Below are 21027 nucleotides of genomic sequence, written 5' to 3' on the forward strand. Positions count from 1 at the left end.
CCAAAACGACGTGCCACGCCCAACGGGGCCAAGTTTTTTCAAATCGGGCGGTTGAGCCGGTAATGTCTTCAGCGAATTGAACCGGATAGTACCAAAATTTTCATGATGTTGTAGGGGTTTTACGGGCTTATGGGCGAAGGAACGGCGCAGCAGTCACAGACGGCGCGGCAGGCGCAGCAGTCTCCTGGCGCGCACCCCCGCCCGCGCCCCTCGTCCTACCGCGTGGACATCGACGGCCTTCGCGGATACGCAATTGCGCTCGTCGTGCTCTTCCACGTCTTCGTCGGCCGCGTATCCGGCGGCGTGGACGTGTTCCTCCTGCTCTCCGGCTACTTCTTCTTGGGCGGCCAGCTGCGCTACGCGCTGCGCCCGAACCCCAACCTCAATCCTTGGTGGCCGCTCTGGCGCACCATTCGTAGGTTGGTCCCCGCGCTCGTCGTCGTCATTCTGGCGGTGCTCATCGCGGTGCATTACCTCACCCCGGAGCTCATGAGCGACGAGCTCGCGGCCCAGTTCACCGCGTCGATGCTCTACTACCAGAACTGGGAGCTCATGGCGCAGGACGCGGACTACGCGGCCGCCAGCCAGGACACGTCGCCACTGCAGCATTTGTGGTCGATGGCGGTCCAAGGCCAGTTCTACCTCTTTGGCATCCTCTTCGGCACGCTCATCGCTGTCTTGATCACCAAGTGCAAGCTGCCACGCACGCTCGCTCGCCGCGGCGCCGTGATCGTGCTCGCACTCATCACCGTCGCTTCCTTTGCGTGGGCGTCCCGCTTCGGGTTTATCGGCACCGGCGCGAACTACTACTCCACGTTCTCCCGCGCCTGGGAGCTCTCGCTCGGCGCGCTCCTCGCGTTCGTCCCGCGCTCGCGCTTCTTCCCGCAGCGCATCGCCTGGTTGACGTCGGCGCTTGGCGTCGTGTGCATCACGATCACGGGCGCGGTGGTTGCAAATTCTCTCGCCTTCCCGGGCCCGGTCGCGCTGCTCCCCCTCGTAGGCGCCGCGCTGGTGATCCTCAGCGGCAACGACAACCCGGTCTCCACGGTACTCGCGTCTAAGCCGATGACCTGGCTGGGTGGCATCGCCTACTCGCTGTACCTCTGGCACTGGCCACTGCTCATCATCGTCACCGTCATCGGCGGCTTTGGCACCCCGCCGGCCTGGGTGGGCACGATCGTCATCATCGTGTCCCTCGCCCTCGCGCACGTCACCCACGAGCTGCTTGAAGAGCCACTCCGCCAGCACCGGAAGCGCCCGACCGCCACGGACACTCCGCTTCTCGACGCCCGCAGGTCACTCCGCACCCCCGCCGGTGCAGCCCGCGCCGTCGGTGGCGTGATTGTCACCTGCTTGGTCGCCGCTACCTTTACGATCCAACCGCTGTGGAACCAGAAGGTCCAGGAGGCGGAAAAGCCGCTCAATGACACCTTCTACCCCGGCGCCTTGGCGCTGGCGGGGGCGAACGTTCCTGACGTGCCCCCACAGCCGGACCCGAACCTCATCTCCGGTGTCTACCCGCCCGCCGGTACCGACGGCTGCATGGTGTTCCAGAACCAGGACGCCGACACCATGCCGCGCCCCGACTGCGTGTACGGCGACCCAGAGTCGAACACGACGGTAGTCATGGTGGGCGGCTCCCACATCGAGCCGTACGTGATCCCCTTTGACCGCCTGGGCAAGGAACACGGATTCAAGGTGATCCCGTACGTCCGTCAGACGTGCCCGCTCATCCTGGACGCCGCGGAGAGCGGCGAGCTCGTCTCCCAGGTCTGCCAGGAGTGGAGCGTCAACGCGTTCAACGAGATCGTCAACCTGGACCCGGATCTGGTGGTCTCCACCTCCACGCGCCCGGAAGGCCACGCCGGCGACGTCCAGGTGTCCGTGGACCACGTCCCGGACTCCTACCTCAACCTGTGGGACGAGCTCGCCGCCAACAACCTTCCCTTCTTGGGATTCCGCGACAATCCGTGGATCTTCGACATTTTCGGGGAGATCATGGACCCGAACATCTGCGTTGTCAGTGGTCACACCGAGGAAGAGTGCTCCATGGCCACCAAGGACGTCTACGCCCCCGTCGACCCGGCTGCCGAGTACCTCGACGGCTCGCGCAACCAGTTCAGTGTGGACACCGCCGGGTGGTTCTGCGACGCCGAACTGTGCCGCCCCCAGATCGGCAATGTGTACGTCTACCGCGACCAGAACCACATTTCGAACGCGTACATGGCCACGCTGACGCCGCTGGTGTGGCAGGAGCTGCGCCGAGTCTTTGACACGCTGGACATCGCCTACACGCAGCCCGAGCCGGGGCAAGACGGCGAGGGAGCAGCAGGCGCGCCACCCACGGAGTACGTCATCCCGCCGCTGTTCCCCGACCCAAACGCGCACGTCCCCGCCGGCGACGGGGAGGCACCGGAGGTGCCGATGTTGGGACGCGAGTAGGCGTCGATAAGCAGCCCGCTCGGGGCGTTAGCGCACTTTGCGACGCTTCCACCCGAGCGCCACAAACGCCTGGCGATCGCCCGCAACATAGTGCTCGGCGAGCGCGAGGGCCTCGGCGAGGCTGCTCGTCTTGCGCTGGAAATTCTCAATCTGCCCGAAGTCGTGGCCCCACCCGACCACGAACCGGCTGCGAAGCGCGCCGCTGTCATTGATCACCAGGACGTAGTCGCCCTCCACCGCGGAATCCATTACCTGGATGAAGTCGCCCTTTGTGGGCAACTCCACCCGGCGCAGCGCGTCCAGGTTCTCCGGGTCGAGCGGCACGGGCTCGAAGAGGTTTGACTGCATCTGGAAGCGGGAAGGTGCGTCCGGTGCCCGCGTGGCGCTGTGCCACTGGGCCGCTTCGACCACCGCAGCCGGCGACCGCGCCATTGTGGCGTAGAGGTGCAGCACGTCCGGTTCCGCGAGTCCCTCGACCGAGTACACAATGCTGCCTGGGATTTCGTACGTGGCCGAATAGCCGCCCGGGGCCTCACGGATGGTGAGCCAGTAGTACTGCAGGTCCGGCTCAGAACGGCCCGAGTCGAGCGTAATGCTGGCCGCGACCACGAGCTCGTCCGCGCGGGACAAAAGCTGCAGGCCTTGCGCGAACGCGGGAACGGTGGCGTCGACCCAGAACTGGACGATCGTGTTGTTCGCACCGAGCGTCAATCCGCTGAGCTGCGTCTCCTCGCCTCCGGTGGCGTTGTAGAAGACGTGCGCCCCGTTGAGCACGACCGAGACCCCGTACTGGGGCGCAAGGCGCACGATGTCCGCGAGGACTCCGCCGAGCGCGGCCTTGGGCACCCACGCACGCGTCATCGCGCGAAGCCCGACCTCGTTGCCGGCGCGCCCGCGGATCGCACCGGGTGCCGGCTGCGCTTGCTGCAGCTCGGTGAAGAAGGCCTTGAGCTCGGCGGGTGCGTCCTCGGCGGTGTCCGCGTGCATCCGGTGGAAGTGCCGGACCGATGCATCGGTCCATGCCTGGGCTCGCTGCGGGAGGATCATGGCAGAGATCTCCGTGAGCTCGTTGTCCCACAGCGACCGTGTTCGAACCGGGGCGTCCTGGCCGAAGAGCGCTTCTGCCTGCGCGTCGTCCGCCGTCAGGTAGGTGTGGACGAACGCCACCAGGTCGGCGCCGCTGGAAAACTCACGGGTCGCAGTTGCAAACGGTGTGGTTTCCAGCGTGGCTACCCATCGGCCGTTGCCGGCGCGCCCGTATTCCAGGGCGCCACCTGGGCCGTCGTGGAGCCGCACGAGTGTGCCCTCCGGCAGATTGAGCACCGCGTCAAGCCGACGCAGAGGGAGCTCGCTGCGCTCCCCAGTGCTCGTGGCAAAGTGGGCGTCCGCCGGCGCGGCCTCGCCCCATCCGAGGCGGTCGAGCAGCGGACTCCGATCCGCAAACGCCAGGAGCAGCTCGCGCGCCTGGGCGTAGTCGGCCACCCGGCGGGTGAGGAAGCGGTACTCGCCGGAGTCTTCCCCGTTCACGTGGCGCCAGCGGAGGGTCCACGAGCCGTCGGCGTCGAGGCGTGCAGCCATCGCTTCCGGGCCCTCGGCGTACACCTCGACCCACGCGCCGATGGGGTCGGGCACGCGCAGCGCGTCCTCAAAGGCCACATCAATAGTGCGCTCGCACACCTGCTGCCACAGGGTGCCGATGTTATTGCGAAGGCCCGCGAAGCCGACCTCGTGCATCTCCGCCCCGGATCCGTTGACCAGCAACCCGGAGTCGGACTGAAACACCAGGGCGCGATGCTGAAATGCTAGGTCGACGACACGGTTCAACACCTGGGGATCGTCCATCTGCGCATCAATGGTGAGCACGCGCTGCGCCTTCACGTCGTGCCCCAGCAGGTGTGCAAGCGCACCCGCGAGTCCCTCCATCGATGGGTCCGGTTCCTCGAACTGCTCCTGGTCCGCGAAAAACTCCTGCACGTGCCGATGGTGGTGTGCGAGCACGCTGGTCGTTGGACGGAGCACGTACACGCGTTCCGGCGCCCCGTACGGTTGCCCGCCTGGCGCCCCTTCGTCCCCCACGTTCCAGTCAAGTGCGCGCATGAGCTCCCGGTTATCCTCCACGTACATCCGGAAGACTTCGTACGCTCGGTCGAGGTCGCGGGTGAGCACGTGCCCGCGCTCGACGGCGCCATTGTTATACCCCCACTCCACTCGGTACCATCCATGAGCATCGTGGCGGAACACGCGGCAATAGTCCTCGGGGCTACGGTTGTCGGTCACTCCGATCCAGTCGCCGACGCCCGCTGCGGCAAACGCCTCCTGGTAGGTGGCCAACGCCTCGTCGCTGTACAACGTCGTCGAGTCACCGGAGTTGGAGCCGAGCATGTACGGACGCCGCGGCAAGGCCAAGTCTGCGGTGCGCACCGATTCCCAATGCACTGAGTCAATAATGTCGTGCGGAGACTCCGCGGCGTTCAAGAACACGACCGCGACATCGTATTGCGAAAGCCCTGCGACGGCCCGCATGCTCCAACCGGGCCCGTAGGCCTTCAGCAGAAACGAGCCATGATCCGCGTCCTGAGGGATCGCGAGGAGCACCAGCCGCTGGTCGTGACGCTCGAGCGACTCGACGGCCAGTCGCAGCTGCCAATGGCTGAAGTGCACCATCAACGCCTCCATGAAGGCAGCCGGTGACACCGTCGCCCACCGATTCACGCACTTGTCGCCGTCGAACAGCTCAAGTGTGCACCGCGCGTCGCCTCCAGCTGTGGCACCGGAGGGGTTGACCAACACATGTGCACCGTCAAGCACCAGCGACACCCCGTAGCGCTGCGCGAGGTTGCCCAGCCGGTCGAGGGTCCGCAGCGAGCCGCGCCGGCTGACGGAAATCGTCGATAAGGCACGCGCCTCCACGCTGCTTCGCTCAAGCGCAAGCGTATGCGGCGCCTGCTGATTCACCTGCGCGATGAATGCAGCCATCGCCCCCGCTTCCGCGCCGTTGTGCGCGTCCCGCACGCGGTGCATCTCGCGTATCGACGAGTTCGCCCACCTCGCCGCGCGTTCCGGAAGCACCATCGCCGTCACGGTGAGAGCGGCGGGCAATGCCATTTCAGACGACTCCGGGAAGTACTCGAGCAACGCCCCGAGCTCGTTGTTGACATAGGCTTCCGCGATTTCGAGGAGCTCGCCGGCGGTATCGAAGGTGCGGGTCATCCCGCCGTTCAAGGCGTGGCGCATCGTCGCGCGCCACTGCCCGTCGCGGTCCCGCCCAAATTCCAAAGAGAAATTGAGCCGGTCGTGCAGGCGCACCATGACGCCTGCCGGCAGGTCGCGGATCGCCCCGAACCGGCGCAGCCGGTACTGGGAGCGCTGCACGAGGTCGCAGGTAGAGAGACACGGGACGAAGTCGACGTTGGTCCACTCGTACTCACTGAGGATCGGGCAATGATCCGCAAACGCGAGCAGGACGGCGCGAGCTTCCTCGTAGGTCGCAACCGACAGGGTTCGAAGATCGGAGTCGTCCTCACGAACGGTCCACACGATTGTGAAACGGCCGTCGTCCAGGAGGTGCATGCGCATCCGGACACCAAACTCGGCGGTGCTCTCGCCGAAGTTGTGCACTTGCACCCAGGTGTCCATGTCGGACGGCGCTCGAAGGGCATCCTCAAACGCGCGGTCCAGAGTGTGCTCGCTCACCTGGCACCAGACTGTTGCGATCGAGTTTGTCACCGCCGAGATTTCGGCGGTCGCACCATAGACGCCACTGGCGTCGATGTACAGATCCGATTCCCCGATAAACGCCGAGACGCCGTGCTGCAAACACACGAAAGAGAGGAAATTCAGCGAGTGTGCATCGAGACCGTTCACCGACGCAGTGATGAGGCGTGTCGGCGCGAAGTCCTGACCAAGCCCACGAGAAAGATCACGCGCAAACGCCTCCATCTCTGGATCGGGGATCTGGCGCAGCGCGTCAACATCCACGCCCTTGAGAACCTTCGCCAGTTGGTCGAAGCGGGACGTGACGACGCTATTCGTTCGCAGGAAGTGGAATGGGAACTCCATACCACACAACCTACAGTGATATAGCACACACCGCAGGGGCGGGAGTTACTTCTTCTTCCCCATGCGCTTCATCGCTTCACCGAAGTCGAGGTTGTCCAGGTCCATGCCGTCCATCCCCGGAGGAAGCTGTTCCTGCAGCTTCTTCAGCTCCTTCATATCCGGCATGCCGCCGCCCATACCTGGCATCCCGGGCATACCCGGCATCCCTGGCATCCCGCCGCCACCACGGCGCTTCGGCGGCTTACGCTTGCCGTTCTTGCCCTTGCGGCCCTTCGGCTTCTTCTTTGTTGCCGAGCGGCCACCTGGCATCCCCGGCATACCGGGCATGCCACCGCCCATGCCAAACTGGCCGGCCATCTTGCCCATCATCTTCTTCGCCTCAAAGAAGCGCTCCACCAGCTGGTTCACGTCGGAGACCTCGACACCGGAGCCCTTGGCGATGCGCTTGCGTCGTGAAGCATTGAGGATCTTCGGGTCCTCGCGCTCCGCCGGCGTCATGCCGCGAATGATGGCCTGGATGCGGTCGAGCTGCTTCTCGTCCACCATGTCGGCCATCTGGTTCATCTGCTTGCCGCCCGGCATCATCTTCAGCAGGTTGCCAATCGGCCCCATGCGCCGGATCATCAGCAGCTGGTTGAGGAAGTCCTCGAGTGTGAGCTCGCCGGACGCGAGCTTGGACGCCGCTTCCTCGGCGTCTTGCTCGTTGTAGGTCTGCTCGGCCTGCTCGATCAGCGAGAGCAGGTCACCCATGCCGAGGATGCGGCTGGACATGCGGTCCGGGTGGAAGACATCAAAGTCGTCGAGCTTTTCGCCTGTCGACGCGAACAGGATCGGCTTGCCGGTCACCTCGCGGATCGACAGCGCGGCACCACCTCGGGCGTCGCCATCCAGCTTGGTCAGGACCACGCCGGTGAAGTCGACGCCGTCGGCGAAGGCCTGCGCGGTGCTCACCGCGTCCTGGCCGATCATCGCGTCGATGACGAAGAGGACTTCGTCCGGGTTGACGGCGTCGCGGATGTTGCGCGCCTGCGTCATCAGCGTCTCGTCGATGCCCAGGCGACCCGCGGTATCGATAATGACCACGTCGTGCTTGGTCTGCTTCGCGTGCTCGATGCCCTGCTGCGCCACCGCGACCGGGTCGCCGTGGGAGGACCCCATCTCGTGCTCGTAGGAGTCGATGGACGTACCCGGATCCGGCGCAAAGGTCTGCACGCCGGCGCGCTCGCCGACGATCTGCAGCTGCTGGACAGCGCCCGGTCGCTGCAGATCACACGCCACCAGCATCGGGGTGTGTCCCTGCTTCGAGAGGTGGTTGGCCAGCTTACCGGCGAGCGTGGTCTTACCCGCGCCCTGGAGGCCCGCGAGCATGATGACGGTCGGCGGATTCTTCGCCAGGTTCAGGCGGCGGGTCTCCCCGCCGAGGATCGAGGTGAGCTCCTCATCAACGATCTTGACAACCTGCTGCGCTGGGTTGAGCGCCTCGGACACGTCCGCACCGAGCGCGCGCTCCTTCACCCGCTTGATAAAGGCCTTGACGACGGTCAGGGAGACGTCCGCCTCGAGCAGGGCGAGGCGAATCTCACGCGTGGTCGCCTTAATGTCATCCTCGGTGAGCTTGCCTTTTCCGCGCAAGCCACCGAGGGCATCTTGGAGGCGGTCGGACAGTGACTCGAACACGTCAGTACTCCTGTTCGCTTCGTCGATAAGCGTGCTAAAAGCGCTTGCTAAAAATGAACTCGTTCTAGCCTAGTGCCTGGGCGCGAAAGCCCAGAACTCAGCCGGTCTAGCCCAGCAGCGCGTCGACGAAGCTTTCCACCTCGAACGGCGCGAGGTCGTCCGCGCCCTCGCCCAGGCCGACGAGCTTGACGGGCACGCCGAGCTCCTCCTGGACCTGGAAAACGATGCCGCCCTTCGCCGTACCGTCGAGCTTGGTCAAGACGACGCCGGTGATGTCAACGACCTCGCGGAACACGCGCGCCTGCGCAATACCGTTCTGGCCGACGGTGGCGTCGAGCACGAGCAGCACCTCGTCGACGTTGCTCTTCTTCTCCACCACGCGCTTGACCTTGCCCAGCTGGTCCATGAGGTCGGTGGAGGTGTGCAGGCGGCCGGCGGTGTCAATGAGCACCACGTCCGCGCCCTCCTGCACGCCGGTCGCGACCGCGTCGAAGGCGACGGACGCCGGGTCCGCGCCCTCCTTACCGCGCACGGTCGAGGCGCCGACGCGGCGGCCCCAGGTCTCCAGCTGGTCGGCAGCGGCGGCGCGGAACGTATCGGCTGCGCCGAGCACCACGGAGTGGCCCATGGACACGAGCACGCGCGCAAGCTTGCCGGTGGTGGTGGTCTTGCCGGTGCCGTTCACGCCGGCGACCAGGATGACGGCGGGCTTGCCCTCATTCGGCATCGCCTTGATAGAGCGGTCCATGTCCGGACGCGCGGCCTCGATGAGCGTCTCGCGCAGCATCGCGCGGGCCTCAGCCTCCGTGGACACGCCGCGCTCCGCGATCTTCTCGCGCAGATTCTCGGTGACACGCAGGGTCAGGTTGGTGCCGAGGTCCGCCATGATCAGCGTGTCCTCGATCTCCTCCCACGCGTCCTCGTCGAGGTCGCCGGCAGTGAGGATCCCGAGCAAGCCCTGCCCGATCGCGTTCTGCGAACGCGACAAGCGCCCGCGCAGCTTGCCAATGCGCCCGGCAGCAGGCTCGATCTCGTCGAGCTCTTCCGCGGGGGCATCATGCTTCTCGACGACCACCTCATCACTCGGCTCAGCACCCGCTTCACGCGCAGCGCCGGCGCTCTCGGCGGTCACAGCAGCGGCTTCGGCGGCCTCGGTGGCTTCGGTCTCCTGCTCGGTGGGCGCGACGTCCTCCGGGGCCACGACGGTCTCGGAGGCCTCCGGCTCGTCAGTGTTCAGCACGACCGTCTCGTCGGTGTCGCTGGAGTCGCTGGGATTGCTGGTGTCGCGGTCGGCGGCTTCCACCGGCGCCTCGTTTTGTGCGGGCTCCTCAACCGGCTCCGCAACCGGATCCTCCACCGGCTCCGCGACAGGCTCCTCAACCGGCTCCGGAATGGGAGCCGCTGCAGCCTTCGGCTCTTCCTTGGCTACTGGGGCCACGGGCTCGTCGCGAAGCACTGGCTCCTTGACCGGCTCCTTCGCAGGTGCGTCGGGGGCGGCGGCGGGCGCAAAATTGAAACCACCCTTGGCCTGGTAATTGCCGGATTTCTCCTGCTGGGTGAGCTCCTTCGGCTCCTCCGTCTTTTCAAAGGAGACGGTCTTTTCTTCTTTCCTGCGGCGCCCGACCACGACGATGCCCACGATGATGAGGACAACGACGATGATCGCGACGATGATCCACAGTAGTGGCGAGTTCATTGCTAGTTCCATATCCATGGCACCCATAGTGCCAGGCGCGGCGGAGCTAGTCAGCCGCAGGCTGCATTCGCTGCGACAGGACGCGCGTCACGCCGTCGCCCCGCATGGTCACGCCGTAGAGCACGTTCGCCACATCCATGGTCGGCTTCTGGTGCGTGATCACGATCAGCTGCGAGTCCTCCCGCAGCTCCTTGAGCAGGGCGATGAGGCGGCGAAGGTTGACGTCATCAAGCGCTGCCTCGACCTCATCCAGAACGTAGAACGGGCTGGGGCGGGCGCGGAAGATGGCCACCAAGAACGCGAGCGCGGTGAGCGACTTCTCGCCGCCGGAGAGCAAGGACAGGCGCTTAACCTTCTTGCCCGGCGGGCGCGCCTCGATCTCAATTCCGGTGGCGAGCATGTCGTCAGGCTCGGTGAGCACGAGCCGCGCCTCGCCGCCCGGGAACAGGGTGTGGAAGACCCGCGGGAACTCGTCCTCGACGTCTTTCCACGCATCGGTGAACAGTTGCAGGATCTGCGCGTCGACGTCATTGATCACGCCGGTGAGATCTTCGCGCGCCTGAATCACGTCATCCAGCTGCGTGGACAGGAACGAGTAGCGCTCCTCGAGCGCCTTGAACTCCTCGAGCGCCAGCGGGTTCACCTTGCCCAGCGCGCGCAGATCCTTCTCGGCTTGCTTCAGCCGCGCCTGTTCGGCGGCCTCATCGAAATCCTCTCCCGGGGTGTATTCGCGCAGGAGGTCCGGGATGGCAACGCCGAGGGACTCGGTGATCTTCTTCTCGGCTTCGTCGATACGCACCTGCGCCTGCGACTGCGCAATCTCCGAATTGTGCGCGCTGTCGGTGAGCCGCTTGAGCTGCTGCCGGGCCGCCGAGACCTGGCTGCGGGCCTGTTGCAGTCGCGCCTGCAGCTTGACGACGCTCCCCTGCCACCGGTCGCGCTCCTCCGCCGCACGGGACAACGCGTCCTGGATCCGGGCGATCAGGTCGCGGCCCTGCTCGGAGACGGTGCGGGCGAGCTCCGCCTGCGCGCGACGCTTCTGCATCGCCGCGTCGTGGCGTGCCTTCGCCTGCTTCTCGTGCTCCGCCTGCCGGCGCAGGGCGTCGCCGCGCCCTGCGCGCTGCTCCGCCTCGGCCTGCGCGGACCGGGAGGCGAGCGTGGCCTCCATCTCCATCGCCTTGACCTGGTTCAGTTCCTGCTGCGCCGCATCGCGCTGGGCGGACGACGGTTCCTCACTGGGCGCGTCCTCATCGTTGACGCGGGCGAGCCGGTCGCGGGTCTGCGCCAAGTCCTCGCGGCGGGCGGCGAGCCGGGCCTCTGCCTCCGTGGCGCGCTGCGCAGCACGCTCATGTTCGTGTTTGTTGGCCTGCCACTGCTTTTCCAGCCGTTCGTGGTCGCGCTGCTGGCGCTCGGACTCCGCGTCGTATTCGCGCAACGCCGCCTTCGCGCTCGCGGCGGTCACGCGCGCGTCCTCCGCGGCCAGCTTCGCGCCCTCCAGCGTGCCCGAGAGCTCCTCGAGTTGGGCCTGGGCCACGTCGAGTTCCTCGCGGGCGCGTTCGATCTGGGCGCTCACTTCCACCGAGGTGGTGGCGCCGGTGCCGGCGGCGACCCAACCTTCGCCGACGACGACGCCGTCGCGCGTAACGGCGCGAAGCCGGGGGTCGTCGTCCACCAGCTGGCGGGCGGTGGGGAGGTCATCGGTCAGTGCGACGTCGACAAGCAAACGCGTCACCGGCCCCAGCACCGAGGCGTCGATGCGCAGGTGGTCGAGGAGCCAGTCCACCGGGGATTCCGCGTCGAGGCGCCACGCGCTGCCGCCGCTACGGGCGATCACCACGGTGCGGGCCGCATCCGCGAGGCGCTCGACCGTTTCTGCGGTGACGTCGCCGACCAATGCCTCCGCGTACTGGCCGAGCGCGGCGGACAGCGCCAGGTCCACGCCCGGTTCCGCGGTGACCAGCCCCGCGAGCGGCGCCGCCTCGCTGACGATCTCCGCTGCCGGCTGCTTCGGCGCCTGCTCCTGCAGCGTGGAGATGCGCGATTCCAGAGTGAACACGGCCCGCTCGCGCTCGCGCTGCTGGGCGCGCAGTTGCTCGAGGCGCTTGTCGGCGGCGTCCGACTCCGTGTAGGCGCGCACATGGGCCTCGTCCAGGGGCGCGCGCTGCGTATCCACGTTGGCCACCTGCTCGGCGGCCTCGCGTGCCTCCTTCTCCGCCGCGCGGGCGCGGGTGCGCGTCTCTTCGAGCAGCTCGGTCAGGCGCGCCACGTCCTCCTCGGCCGCGGTGATCGCGCTCTGCTGCGATTCCTCCTGCGCGAGCAGCCGCACCACACCTTCGCGCCGGTCCGCGAGCGCGCGCACCTGCGCCATGTGCTCGCGCTCGGCGGCGTCGAACGCTTCCTGTTTCTCCGCGACCTCCTCGCGCAGCGTCTCGAGCCTCTCGGCGGCCTCTTCTGCAGCTTCAAGCGCCTCGGCGTAGTCCTCGTCGGCGAATGCTGCGCGGCGCAGCAGCTCCTCCGGGTCTTGGCCCGCGTAGGGCACCTGCGCGCCCGCGTTCTGTGCGCGCTCGGTGGCGATGCGGACTGTCGCATTGGCACGCTCCGCCAGGGTGGACAGCGTGAACCACACCTGCTGGGCCTGCTCCGCCTGCGGCTGCGCCTCCTCCTGCTCGAACTCGATCTCCGCCTGCGTCTGCTCCGCTTCTTCCAGTGCGGCAGTCGCGGTCTCGACCTGCTCGGCGAGGAGTTCGGCGGCGCGGGTGGCGTCGAGAAGCGTGCTGCGCAGCGTCACCACCTGGTGGCCAGCGAGCGACATGCGGGCCTCGCGCAACGTGGACTGCACGGTGGCGGCACGCTTCGCGGCCTCAGCCTGGCGGGCCAGCGGCTTGAGCTGTTTGCCCAGCTCCTCGGTCAGGTCGGTAAGGCGGTCGAGGTTCGCCTGCATGCCGGTGAGCTTGCGCTGCGCCTTCTCCTTGCGGCGCCGGTGCTTGAGCACCCCCGCCGCTTCCTCGATATAGGCGCGGCGCTCCTCGGGGCGCGACTCCAGGATTTCGGAGAGCTTGCCCTGGCCGACGATGATGTGCATCTCGCGGCCGATGCCGGAATCCGACAGCAGCTCCTGGATGTCCATCAGCCGGGCCTTGGACCCGTTGATCTCGTACTCGGACGCGCCGTCGCGGAACATGCGGCGCGTAATCGCTACATCGGTGTACTCGATGGGCAGGTGCTTGTCCGAGTTATCAAAGGTGAGGGTGACTTCCGCGCGGCCGAGCGGCTTGCGGTCACCGGCGCCGGCGAAGATCACGTCCTGCATCTTCCCGCCGCGCAGGTTCTTCGCGCCCTGCTCCCCCATCACCCACGCGAGCGCGTCCACGACGTTCGACTTGCCGGAGCCGTTCGGCCCCACCACGGCGCAAATTCCGGGCTCGAATTTCATCGTGGTCGCTGAAGCGAAGGACTTGAATCCTTTGAGCGTCAGCGATTTCAGGTGCATTGGCGTCAGTGTACCTGCCCGGGCCGCAGCCCGTCCTTAGCGTTCCTCAAAGCCGGAAAGCCCCTTCGGCTCGCCGTACTGCACGCCGACAAACTCCACGCGCCCCGGGCGCTTCGCCGTCGACGATTCCTCGTTCAGCAGCGCAAAAAGCTTCTCGACGCTCCCTCGCTCCCCCTCCGCAACAACCTCGACACGCCCGTCGGCGAGGTTCTTCGCGTACCCGCGCAGCCCCAGCTCCAGGGCGCGGGACCGGGTCCACCAACGAAAACCCACGCCCTGGACGTGTCCATGGACGTGGGCTGTCATTCTCACAAGCTGTTCAGTCATGCCACCACACTAGCCGCGGCTACTGATCCGGATGATCCGCCACCTTCAGGTCCTCCGCGCTGCGGCGGGTGACCGGGTCGGAGCCGTCCCAGTACTCCACGTTTTTCAGCCCCGGGACCATGTCCCGGTGGAAGACCGGGTCGACGCCCTTGGCGCGCTGCTCGTTGTAGTTCTTCAGCAGCTTGAAGGCCACCCCGCCGAGCGGGACGATGGCGATGATGTTGATGATTGCCATGGTGCCCGCCATGGTGTCGCCCAGCGCCCACACGAGCGGCAGCGAGCCGAAGGCGCCGAAGATGACAAAGCCGATCACGCCGAGGCGGAAGAGCAGCATGACGAGCTTCGAGTCGGTGAGGTACTCCACGTTGGCCTGCGCCAAGTAGTAATTGCCAATCACGGAGGAGAAGGCGAGGAAGAACAGGATGAAGGTGACGGCGTGGGTGCCCCACGCGCCGACGCTGTCCGCCAGCGCGGACTGGGTCAGCGACGCGCCCTGGATGTCATCGTTGCCGTAGGAAACAGCTGGGCCGAGCAGCACGATAAAGGCGGTGATGGTGCAGACCACGAGGGTGTCAAAGTACACGCCGAGGGTTTGCACCAGGCCCTGCTTGACCGGGTGCGACACCGTCGCGGTCGCCGCCGCGTTCGGCGCGGAGCCCTGGCCGGCCTCGTTGGAGAACAAACCGCGGCGCATGCCCTGGGCGAACGCGACGCCCAGCCCGGCGCCGGCGACCTGCTTGAGGCCGAGGGCGTGTCCGACGATGAGGGCGAACATCCCGGGCACCTCGGTGATGTTCATGATGATCACGAGCAGGCCGATCAGGATGTACGCGATGGCCATGAACGGCACGATGATCTGCGTCACGCTCGCGATGCGGGTCACGCCGCCGAAGATGATCATCGCCGTCAGCGCCGCAACCGCCGCGGCGACGATGCACTTCATGGCGACGGAGTCGGTGTTGAACGAGCCGCCGACTGCCTCCACGATGGAGTTGGTCTGAATGGCGTTGTACACAAAACCGTAGGTCAGCGACAGCGCGACGGCGAAGATGACGGCCAGCGGCTTCCAGTTCAGCCCGCGCGTCATGTAGTAGGCCGGGCCGCCGTGGTAGTTCCCGTCCTCGTCCTTGGTCTTCCACAGCTGCGCGAGCGTGGACTCGACGAACGCGGTAGCGCCGCCGACCAGGGCGATGATCCACATCCAGAACACGGCGCCCGGGCCGCCGACGGAGATGGCCAGCGCAACGCCGGCGATGTTGCCGGTGCCCACGCGGGACGCTGCGGAGATAGTGAAGGCCTTGAACGCGGAGATGCCACCGTATTCCTCATCAAGGTCGCGGCCCTCGCGGTCCTTGCCCTTTGGTGTCTCGGTGACCGCCTTGAGCATTTCAGGCAGGAGTCGGATCTGCACAAAGATGGTGCGGAGGCCGAAGTAGATACCGGCTGCCAGGAGCAGCCAAGGAACGACGTTCCAGATGATGCCATTGAGCGAGTCGTTCACAAACGACGTTGCGGATTCCATGGCGGGAATCTTAATGGGTGATATGAGGAAACTCGCAACGACGATGTACGCTTCCCCACATTCGTGGGCGGGCAGTTAGCCGCGTTGGCACTGGGGGCAGTAGAAGCTGGAGCGCCCGCCCACCACCATCCGTTCGATGGGGGTCCCGCAACGGGCGCACGGTGCGCCCGCTTGCCCGTATGCGTTTAACGAGCGCGAGAAGTACCCCGAGGCGCCGTTGACGTTGACGTAGAGGGAATCGAAACTGGTGCCGCCCTGCTCGAGGGCGCGTGCCATCACGTCCCGCGCGTGGTCCAACAGCGCGATGGTGTCGCGTTGGCGCAGCGAGCGGGCGCTTTTCGACGGCCTCACGCCCGCCGCCCACATCGCCTCATCGGCATAAATCGACCCGATCCCGCTCACCACCTCTTGGTTGAGCAACACCGTCTTAATCGCCGAGCGTTTCGTGCGAATCAGGCGCGCCGTTGCGACCGCGTCAAAGTCGTCCTCGAACGGGTCCGGGGCAATGTGCGCGACTGGTTCGGGCACATCGCCGGAAAACGGGGCGTACTGCCACAGCCCGAAGGTGCGCTGGTCCACGAAGTCCAGCTCGAGCGGCTCCCCTGCCACTGCGCTATCGCGGCCGGAACCGCCAAGCAGGGCCCGAATGCGCAAGTGCGGGCTGTCAACGCTGCCCGGAGCGCCGACGAGCATCTGCCCGCTCATGCGGAGGTGGATGACAAGGGCGTCGGCGCAATCCAGCGTGAGCCACATGAACTTGCCGCGCCGCCCGGTGCCGGTAATGGTTGTTCCGGGCAGGACAGCTGCGAGGTCGTGGGTGTTCCCGCGGACCGCGCGGGGGTGCAGCACCTCGACCGCGGTGAACGTGCGGCCGACCACGTGGCGATCGAGCCCGCGGCGGACCACCTCCACCTCTGGCAGTTCGGGCACTTAGTGCTCCTTGGCGGTGCCCGCCACGGCCTCGGGGTGGTCGCGGAGGAACCGGACCGCGTTGCGCGCCGCTTCTTGCTCCGCCAGCTTCTTGCTCGGGCCGACACCGCGGCCGCGGGACTCCTCGCCGACGAAGACGTCGGAAGTAAAGGTCTTGTCGTGGTCGGGGCCCACCGAGGTGGCGCGGTACTCCGCCAACGGGGCCTTCAGCTCTGCGAGGCGCTCCTGCAGTTCGGTCTTCCAGTCCTTGTGCTTGCCGGAGACGGTGGCGTGCTGCAGCTTGTCGTCGAACAACCGGAGCACGACGTCCCGTGCCGCGGTGAAGCCGTGCTGCCGGTAGATCGCGCCAAACAGGGCCTCGGTCGTATCGGCCAAGATCGAGTCCTTCTTCCGGCCGCCCGTGGCCTCTTCGCCTTTGCCCAACAGGATGTGCGGGCCCAGGTCAATCTCGCGGGCGATGTCCGCCAGCCCGTAGCGCGACACGATGGCCGCACGCATCGGAGACAGATCGGACTCCGGCCGTGACGGATAGAGCTCGAACAGTTTCGTGGCCACCGACAGCCCCAGCACGGCGTCGCCGAGGAACTCAAGGCGCTCGTTGTTTGGGAGGTGACCGTGCTCGTTGGCAAAGGAGCGGTGCGTCAGGGCGAGGCGCAGGTAATCGTCGTCAAGCTGCACGCCGATGCGCTCGAGCAGCGGCGAGTGGTCCACTGCGGCGAAGGCTTGCGCAAGGGCTTCCTCGCCGGAGAGTTTGTGTTTGCGGGAACGGCTCACAGGAACTTCTCCAAACCGGCCCAACGCGGGTCGACCAGGTTGTTTTCCTCCCCTGACACGCCGTCCGGGTCGGGGACCTCGGTGTCGCCGTCGCACTCTGGCTCGCAAACCGGGTTGAACGGCAGGGTCAGGCCCGCCTCGTCCACAAACGCCTGCTCAAGGTCAACCGTTTCGTCCTCAATCCGGCGGATCTCATCGCCCGAGCCCTGGTCCTCCTCGGCCTCAGCATCGCCGACGATGAAGCCGTCTTCGCCTTCAAACACCTGCGAGATCTGCAGTGTCTTCGTGGGCGTCAGCGTCTTCAAGCAGCGGACGCACTCGCCCTTGAACTGAGCGGTCAGGCTGGCGTCCACAAGCACGCCCGAGCCGAGCGGGGTGATGGTCGCATCCACGTCCACTTCCTGGCCCTCCGGGAGGGCAATCATCTCCGGCCCCACCCTCGACGGGCTCGGGCCGGACAGGTGGACGGTGACTGGCATTCCGTCGCCGTGGAGTGCGTCGGCGACATCAACAATGAAAGGATTCTTTGCCATATTCGTAGCCATAACAGCCAGTATCCTACTCACGGTTTCCGCGGTCAGCTCGCTGGCTCCGGCCGCTGCGCGGGTAGCCGCGAGGCTCGTAATGGTCCGTCCTTACGTCTCCCCTGCTGTCACCGCGGTCGCGCGACGTACCGGCTGCACCGGCGCCACGGCGCAGCGCGGAACGGTCCGAGGACACAGTGCGCAGGACGGAGGACAACGACTCCTCGAACTCCGCCAGCTTGGAATCCACGTAGTCGTCGCACTCGCCGCGCAGTCGGGACGACTCGGAGTGCGCCTGCTCGACCAAGCGGTGCGCCTCCTCGTCGGCGCGGCGCATGACCTCGGACTCGGAGATGAGGTGCTCCTGCTGCGCAAGACCCTCGTCGATGGAGCGCTGGTACTGCTGCTTCCCGTCCTCAACGAGGCGCTCGGCCTCGGTGTGGGCGCTGTCGAGCGCGTAGTCCGCTTCCTCCTGAGCGCGCGAGGTGATGCTCTCCGCGTCCTGCTCGGCACGGGCGACCAGCGAGGTGGCCTGCGCCTGCGCGTCGCTCAACATGGATTCGGACTGGGACTGTGCGTCCCCGAGGATGTGGTCTGCCTCCGCCTTCGCGTCGCCCACGAGCTGGTCCGCGCGGTTTTCGGCACCAATAAGGATCTCGTCCTGCTTATCCAGGACGTCCTGCGCATCATCGATCTCCTTGGGGAGGGACTCCCGGATGTCGTCGAGAAGCGTGAGCATCTCGTTGCGCGGAACCATGCAGTTGGCGGTCATTGGCACGCCGTATGCACCCTCAACAGTCTTGACAAGCTCGTCCAGTGCTTCAAATACGCGATACATAGCTCAATAGCCTACTGGAATCCGCCCCGCGCGAAGCGAAGGCGGAACCAGTGTCCAACAACAACTACAACGACTGCGGCGGTTAGATGACGCCCTGCGCCAGCATCGCGTCTGCGACCTTCTTAAAGCCCGCGATGTTCGCGCCGATGACGTAGTCGCCAGCGTGGTCGTACTCCTCCGCGGTGTTCGCCGTGACGTTGAAGATGCCGGACATGATCTGGTGCAGGCGGCCGTCGGTGTAGTCGAAGGTCCAGGAGTCACGCGACGCGTTCTGCTGCATCTCCAGTGCCGAGGTCGCCACGCCACCGGCGTTGGCGGCCTTGCCCGGGCCGAAAGAGAGCTTCTTTGCGCGGAAGACCTCCACTGCCTCTGCGGTGGACGGCATGTTTGCGCCCTCCGCCACGTACTTCACGCCGTTGGAGATGAGCTTCTTCGCGTGCTCACCGTCCAGCTCGTTCTGGGTGGCGCACGGCAGGGCGACATCCGCCTTGAGGTCCCAGATGGAGCCGTCCTCGTGGTAGGTCGCGCCCTCCGTCTCCTTTGCGTAGTCACTGATGCGTGCGCGGCGAACCTCCTTGACGTCACGCAGCAGCTCAACGTCGACGCCGTTCGGGGTCTCGACCCAGCCGGAGGAGTCGGACATGCCGACGACCGTGGCGCCGAGCTCCTGCGCCTTCTGCGCTGCATAGATGGCCACGTTGCCGGAACCGGAGACGATGACCTTCGCGCCGTCGAGGGACTCGCCCTTTGCCTTCATCATCTCCTGCGTGAAGTACACGCAGCCGTAACCGGTTGCCTCGGTGCGGACGAGGGAGCCGCCCCAGGTCAGACCCTTCCCTGTCAGGACACCAGACTCGTGCTGGTTTGCCAGGCGGCGGTATTGGCCGAAGAGGAATCCGATCTCGCGGCCGCCCACGCCAATGTCGCCGGCGGGGACGTCGCGGTACTCGCCGATGTGGCGCCACAGCTCAGTCATAAAGGACTGGCAGAAGCGCATGACCTCGCCCTCGGACTTGCCCTTCGGGTCGAAGTCGGAGCCGCCCTTGCCGCCGCCGATGGGAAGGCCGGTCAGAGAGTTCTTGAAGATCTGCTCGAAGCCAAGGAACTTGATGATGCCCAGGTTCACGGACGGGTGGAAGCGCAGGCCGCCCTTGTAGGGGCCAAGCGCCGAGTTGAACTGGACGCGGAAGCCGCGGTTGACGCGGATCTCGTTATTGTCATCCATCCAGGGGACGCGGAAGATGATCTGGCGCTCCGGCTCGCACAGACGCTCAATGAGCCCGTAGTCCGCGTAGTGCGGGTCCTTGCCCAGGACGATCTTCAGGGAGTCGAGCACTTCGGCGACGGCCTGGTGGAATTCCGGCTCACCGGCGTTGCGCTGGAGCAGCTTGTCGTAGTAGCCAGCGACCTCTTGTTCGATCGAGCTCATGAGCTTTCCTTTCAATACCTGTTAGGCAGTAGGTTTCAGGATCGCGGTTCAGCCTACAGTAGGTTTCGGTCTCGCGATAGAAAACTGCCGAATTTTCATTCTTGGCAGCCAGCTACAATGCCCTCAACATCCCAGCACGCACGGAAAAAGGGGAAAATATGAGCTTGATCACAAATGACGTCGACGGTGTTGAAGCGCCCTCCGCGCGCATCGTTATTGCACCAGACTCGTTCAAGGGCACCGCCACTGCGGAACAAGCCGCACAGTGGCTCGGCGAGGGCGTCCGCAGCGTCATCCGCGACGCCGACATCACCCTCGCACCCATGGCCGATGGCGGCGAGGGCACCTCCTCCCTTTTTGCTGGTGAGCGCATCACTCTCCCCACCACGGACGCCGCCGGGTGTCTCACCGAGGCGACCTACACATACGACGCGGCCACCGAGACCGCCTACATCGACGTCGCTGCAGCCTCCGGCCTCCCCGCCGTCGCCGACCACCCAGTACCGCTCACCGGCGACACCTATGGCACCGGCGTGCTCATCGCGGATGCGGAAACGCGCGGCGCGAAGCGTATCGTCCTGGGCCTCGGCGGCACCGCCACGATCGACGGCGGCACCGGTATCCTCGTCGCGCTCGGTGCGAACCCCATCGACCAGGCCGGCTACCAGCTCAAGCCGGGCGGTGGCGCCCTCACGCAGCTCGCCGACCTGGACACCGCCAAAGTCAATGTCCCCGCCGGCGCGCTCGAGTGGCTGTTGCTTACCGACGTCACCTCGCCGGCCACCGGCCCCTCCGGTGCAGCCGCAGTGTTCGGCCCGCAGAAGGGCGCGTCTGCCGAGGACGTCGAGCTCCTCGACGCGGGCCTGACCCGCCTGTGCGAGGTGGCCGGGATCGACCCCGCCACGCCGGGGATGGGCGCCGCGGGCGGCCTGGGCATCGGCATCACGTGGCTCTCCACGCTGCTGCACGGCGACGCCAGCCACGTCCACATCACGCCCGGCGCGCGAGCCGTCGCCGACGCGAACGGCGTAGCGGACCTGATCGGAGCTGCCTCCCTTGTGATCACGGGAGAGGGCCGCTTCGACTCGCAGACCGCGAGCGGCAAGGTCGTCGGCGCGATCTGTGAGATGGCTCGCGAGGCAGGAGCAGGCTCCCCCACCGTCGCAGTGGCGGCGGGAAGCTTTGAGGGCGAGCCCGACGAGGGTGTGCTGGCTGTGCAGCTGGAGGATATTGCCGATACCCGCGAGCAGCTCGTCCGCGCGGGCGCGCAGATCGCGGTCGCGTACCTCAACGACGGCGCTACTGGCGCCGAGTAGCCG

Annotated in this window: 13 protein-coding genes; 2 read left to right on the forward strand and 11 right to left on the reverse strand. The window is 66.3% G+C overall.

Annotated features, from left to right (window positions below; all coding sequences use genetic code 11):
- Positions 1-129 precede the first annotated feature (129 nt).
- Positions 130-2442, forward strand: coding sequence for an acyltransferase family protein (locus CKJ82_RS01765; RefSeq protein ID WP_095536777.1), 2313 nt, complete (start codon positions 130-132; stop codon positions 2440-2442).
- Between the two features lie 27 nt (positions 2443-2469).
- On the opposite strand, the gene CKJ82_RS01770 is transcribed toward CKJ82_RS01765, so the two are convergent.
- The 11 genes from CKJ82_RS01770 to gdhA form a co-directional block, all read right to left on the reverse strand.
- Positions 2470-6501 carry a hypothetical protein gene (locus CKJ82_RS01770; RefSeq protein ID WP_095536778.1) on the reverse strand — a complete coding sequence of 1344 codons (4032 nt, stop codon included), beginning with the start codon at positions 6499-6501 and terminating at the stop codon, positions 2470-2472.
- A gap of 45 nt (positions 6502-6546) precedes the next feature.
- Positions 6547-8178: a signal recognition particle protein gene (gene ffh / locus CKJ82_RS01775; protein ID WP_095536779.1), complete on the reverse strand. Its 1632-nt coding sequence runs from the start codon at positions 8176-8178 to the stop codon at positions 6547-6549.
- A 106-nt stretch (positions 8179-8284) separates the two neighbouring features.
- Positions 8285-9874 carry a signal recognition particle-docking protein FtsY gene (gene ftsY / locus CKJ82_RS01780; RefSeq protein WP_095536780.1) on the reverse strand — a complete coding sequence of 530 codons (1590 nt, stop codon included), beginning with the start codon at positions 9872-9874 and terminating at the stop codon, positions 8285-8287.
- A gap of 46 nt (positions 9875-9920) precedes the next feature.
- Entirely contained in the window at positions 9921-13364 is a 3444-nt protein-coding gene (gene smc, locus CKJ82_RS01785; RefSeq protein ID WP_095536781.1) for a chromosome segregation protein SMC, read from the reverse strand.
- Between the two features lie 36 nt (positions 13365-13400).
- Positions 13401-13691, reverse strand: a complete 291-nt coding sequence (locus CKJ82_RS01790; protein ID WP_095534828.1) for an acylphosphatase — start codon at positions 13689-13691, stop codon at positions 13401-13403.
- A gap of 19 nt (positions 13692-13710) precedes the next feature.
- Entirely contained in the window at positions 13711-15213 is a 1503-nt protein-coding gene (locus tag CKJ82_RS01795; RefSeq protein ID WP_095277505.1) for an alanine/glycine:cation symporter family protein, read from the reverse strand.
- 75 nt (positions 15214-15288) lie between these two features.
- Positions 15289-16143 (reverse strand): bifunctional DNA-formamidopyrimidine glycosylase/DNA-(apurinic or apyrimidinic site) lyase, encoded by an 855-nt coding sequence (gene mutM / locus CKJ82_RS01800; RefSeq protein ID WP_095536782.1) that lies wholly within the window; start codon positions 16141-16143, stop codon positions 15289-15291.
- Positions 16144-16917, reverse strand: coding sequence for a ribonuclease III (rnc, locus tag CKJ82_RS01805; RefSeq protein WP_095277509.1), 774 nt, complete (start codon positions 16915-16917; stop codon positions 16144-16146).
- Positions 16914-17450, reverse strand: a complete 537-nt coding sequence (locus CKJ82_RS01810; protein WP_095536783.1) for a YceD family protein — start codon at positions 17448-17450, stop codon at positions 16914-16916. The genes rnc and CKJ82_RS01810 overlap by 4 nt, the downstream gene beginning before the upstream one ends.
- Positions 17451-17475: 25 nt before the next feature.
- Positions 17476-18279, reverse strand: a complete 804-nt coding sequence (locus tag CKJ82_RS01815; protein ID WP_095534830.1) for a DivIVA domain-containing protein — start codon at positions 18277-18279, stop codon at positions 17476-17478.
- Between the two features lie 82 nt (positions 18280-18361).
- Entirely contained in the window at positions 18362-19708 is a 1347-nt protein-coding gene (gene gdhA, locus CKJ82_RS01820; RefSeq protein WP_095277512.1) for an NADP-specific glutamate dehydrogenase, read from the reverse strand.
- A gap of 158 nt (positions 19709-19866) precedes the next feature.
- Here gdhA and CKJ82_RS01825 point away from each other — a divergent pair, with 158 nt between their 5' ends.
- Complete coding sequence (locus CKJ82_RS01825) at positions 19867-21024, forward strand: glycerate kinase family protein (protein ID WP_095536784.1); 1158 nt, start codon at positions 19867-19869, stop codon at positions 21022-21024.
- The last annotated feature ends 3 nt before the right edge of the window (positions 21025-21027 follow it).

Origin of the sequence: Corynebacterium gottingense (assembly GCF_002285125.1) — a bacterium.
GTDB classification, from domain to species: Bacteria; Actinomycetota; Actinomycetes; order Mycobacteriales; family Mycobacteriaceae; genus Corynebacterium; species Corynebacterium gottingense.

Coding starts and splice junctions, on each gene's coding strand:
- CKJ82_RS01765 (WP_095536777.1), top strand. CDS start 130: ATGGGCGAAGGAACGGCGCAGCAGTCACAGACGGCGCGGCAGGCGCAG.
- CKJ82_RS01770 (WP_095536778.1), bottom strand. CDS start 6,501: ATGGAGTTCCCATTCCACTTCCTGCGAACGAATAGCGTCGTCACGTCC.
- ftsY (WP_095536780.1), bottom strand. CDS start 9,874: ATGAACTCGCCACTACTGTGGATCATCGTCGCGATCATCGTCGTTGTC.
- smc (WP_095536781.1), bottom strand. CDS start 13,364: ATGCACCTGAAATCGCTGACGCTCAAAGGATTCAAGTCCTTCGCTTCA.
- CKJ82_RS01790 (WP_095534828.1), bottom strand. CDS start 13,691: ATGACTGAACAGCTTGTGAGAATGACAGCCCACGTCCATGGACACGTC.
- CKJ82_RS01795 (WP_095277505.1), bottom strand. CDS start 15,213: ATGGAATCCGCAACGTCGTTTGTGAACGACTCGCTCAATGGCATCATC.
- CKJ82_RS01810 (WP_095536783.1), bottom strand. CDS start 17,450: ATGGCAAAGAATCCTTTCATTGTTGATGTCGCCGACGCACTCCACGGC.
- CKJ82_RS01815 (WP_095534830.1), bottom strand. CDS start 18,279: ATGTATCGCGTATTTGAAGCACTGGACGAGCTTGTCAAGACTGTTGAG.
- gdhA (WP_095277512.1), bottom strand. CDS start 19,708: ATGAGCTCGATCGAACAAGAGGTCGCTGGCTACTACGACAAGCTGCTC.
- CKJ82_RS01825 (WP_095536784.1), top strand. CDS start 19,867: ATGAGCTTGATCACAAATGACGTCGACGGTGTTGAAGCGCCCTCCGCG.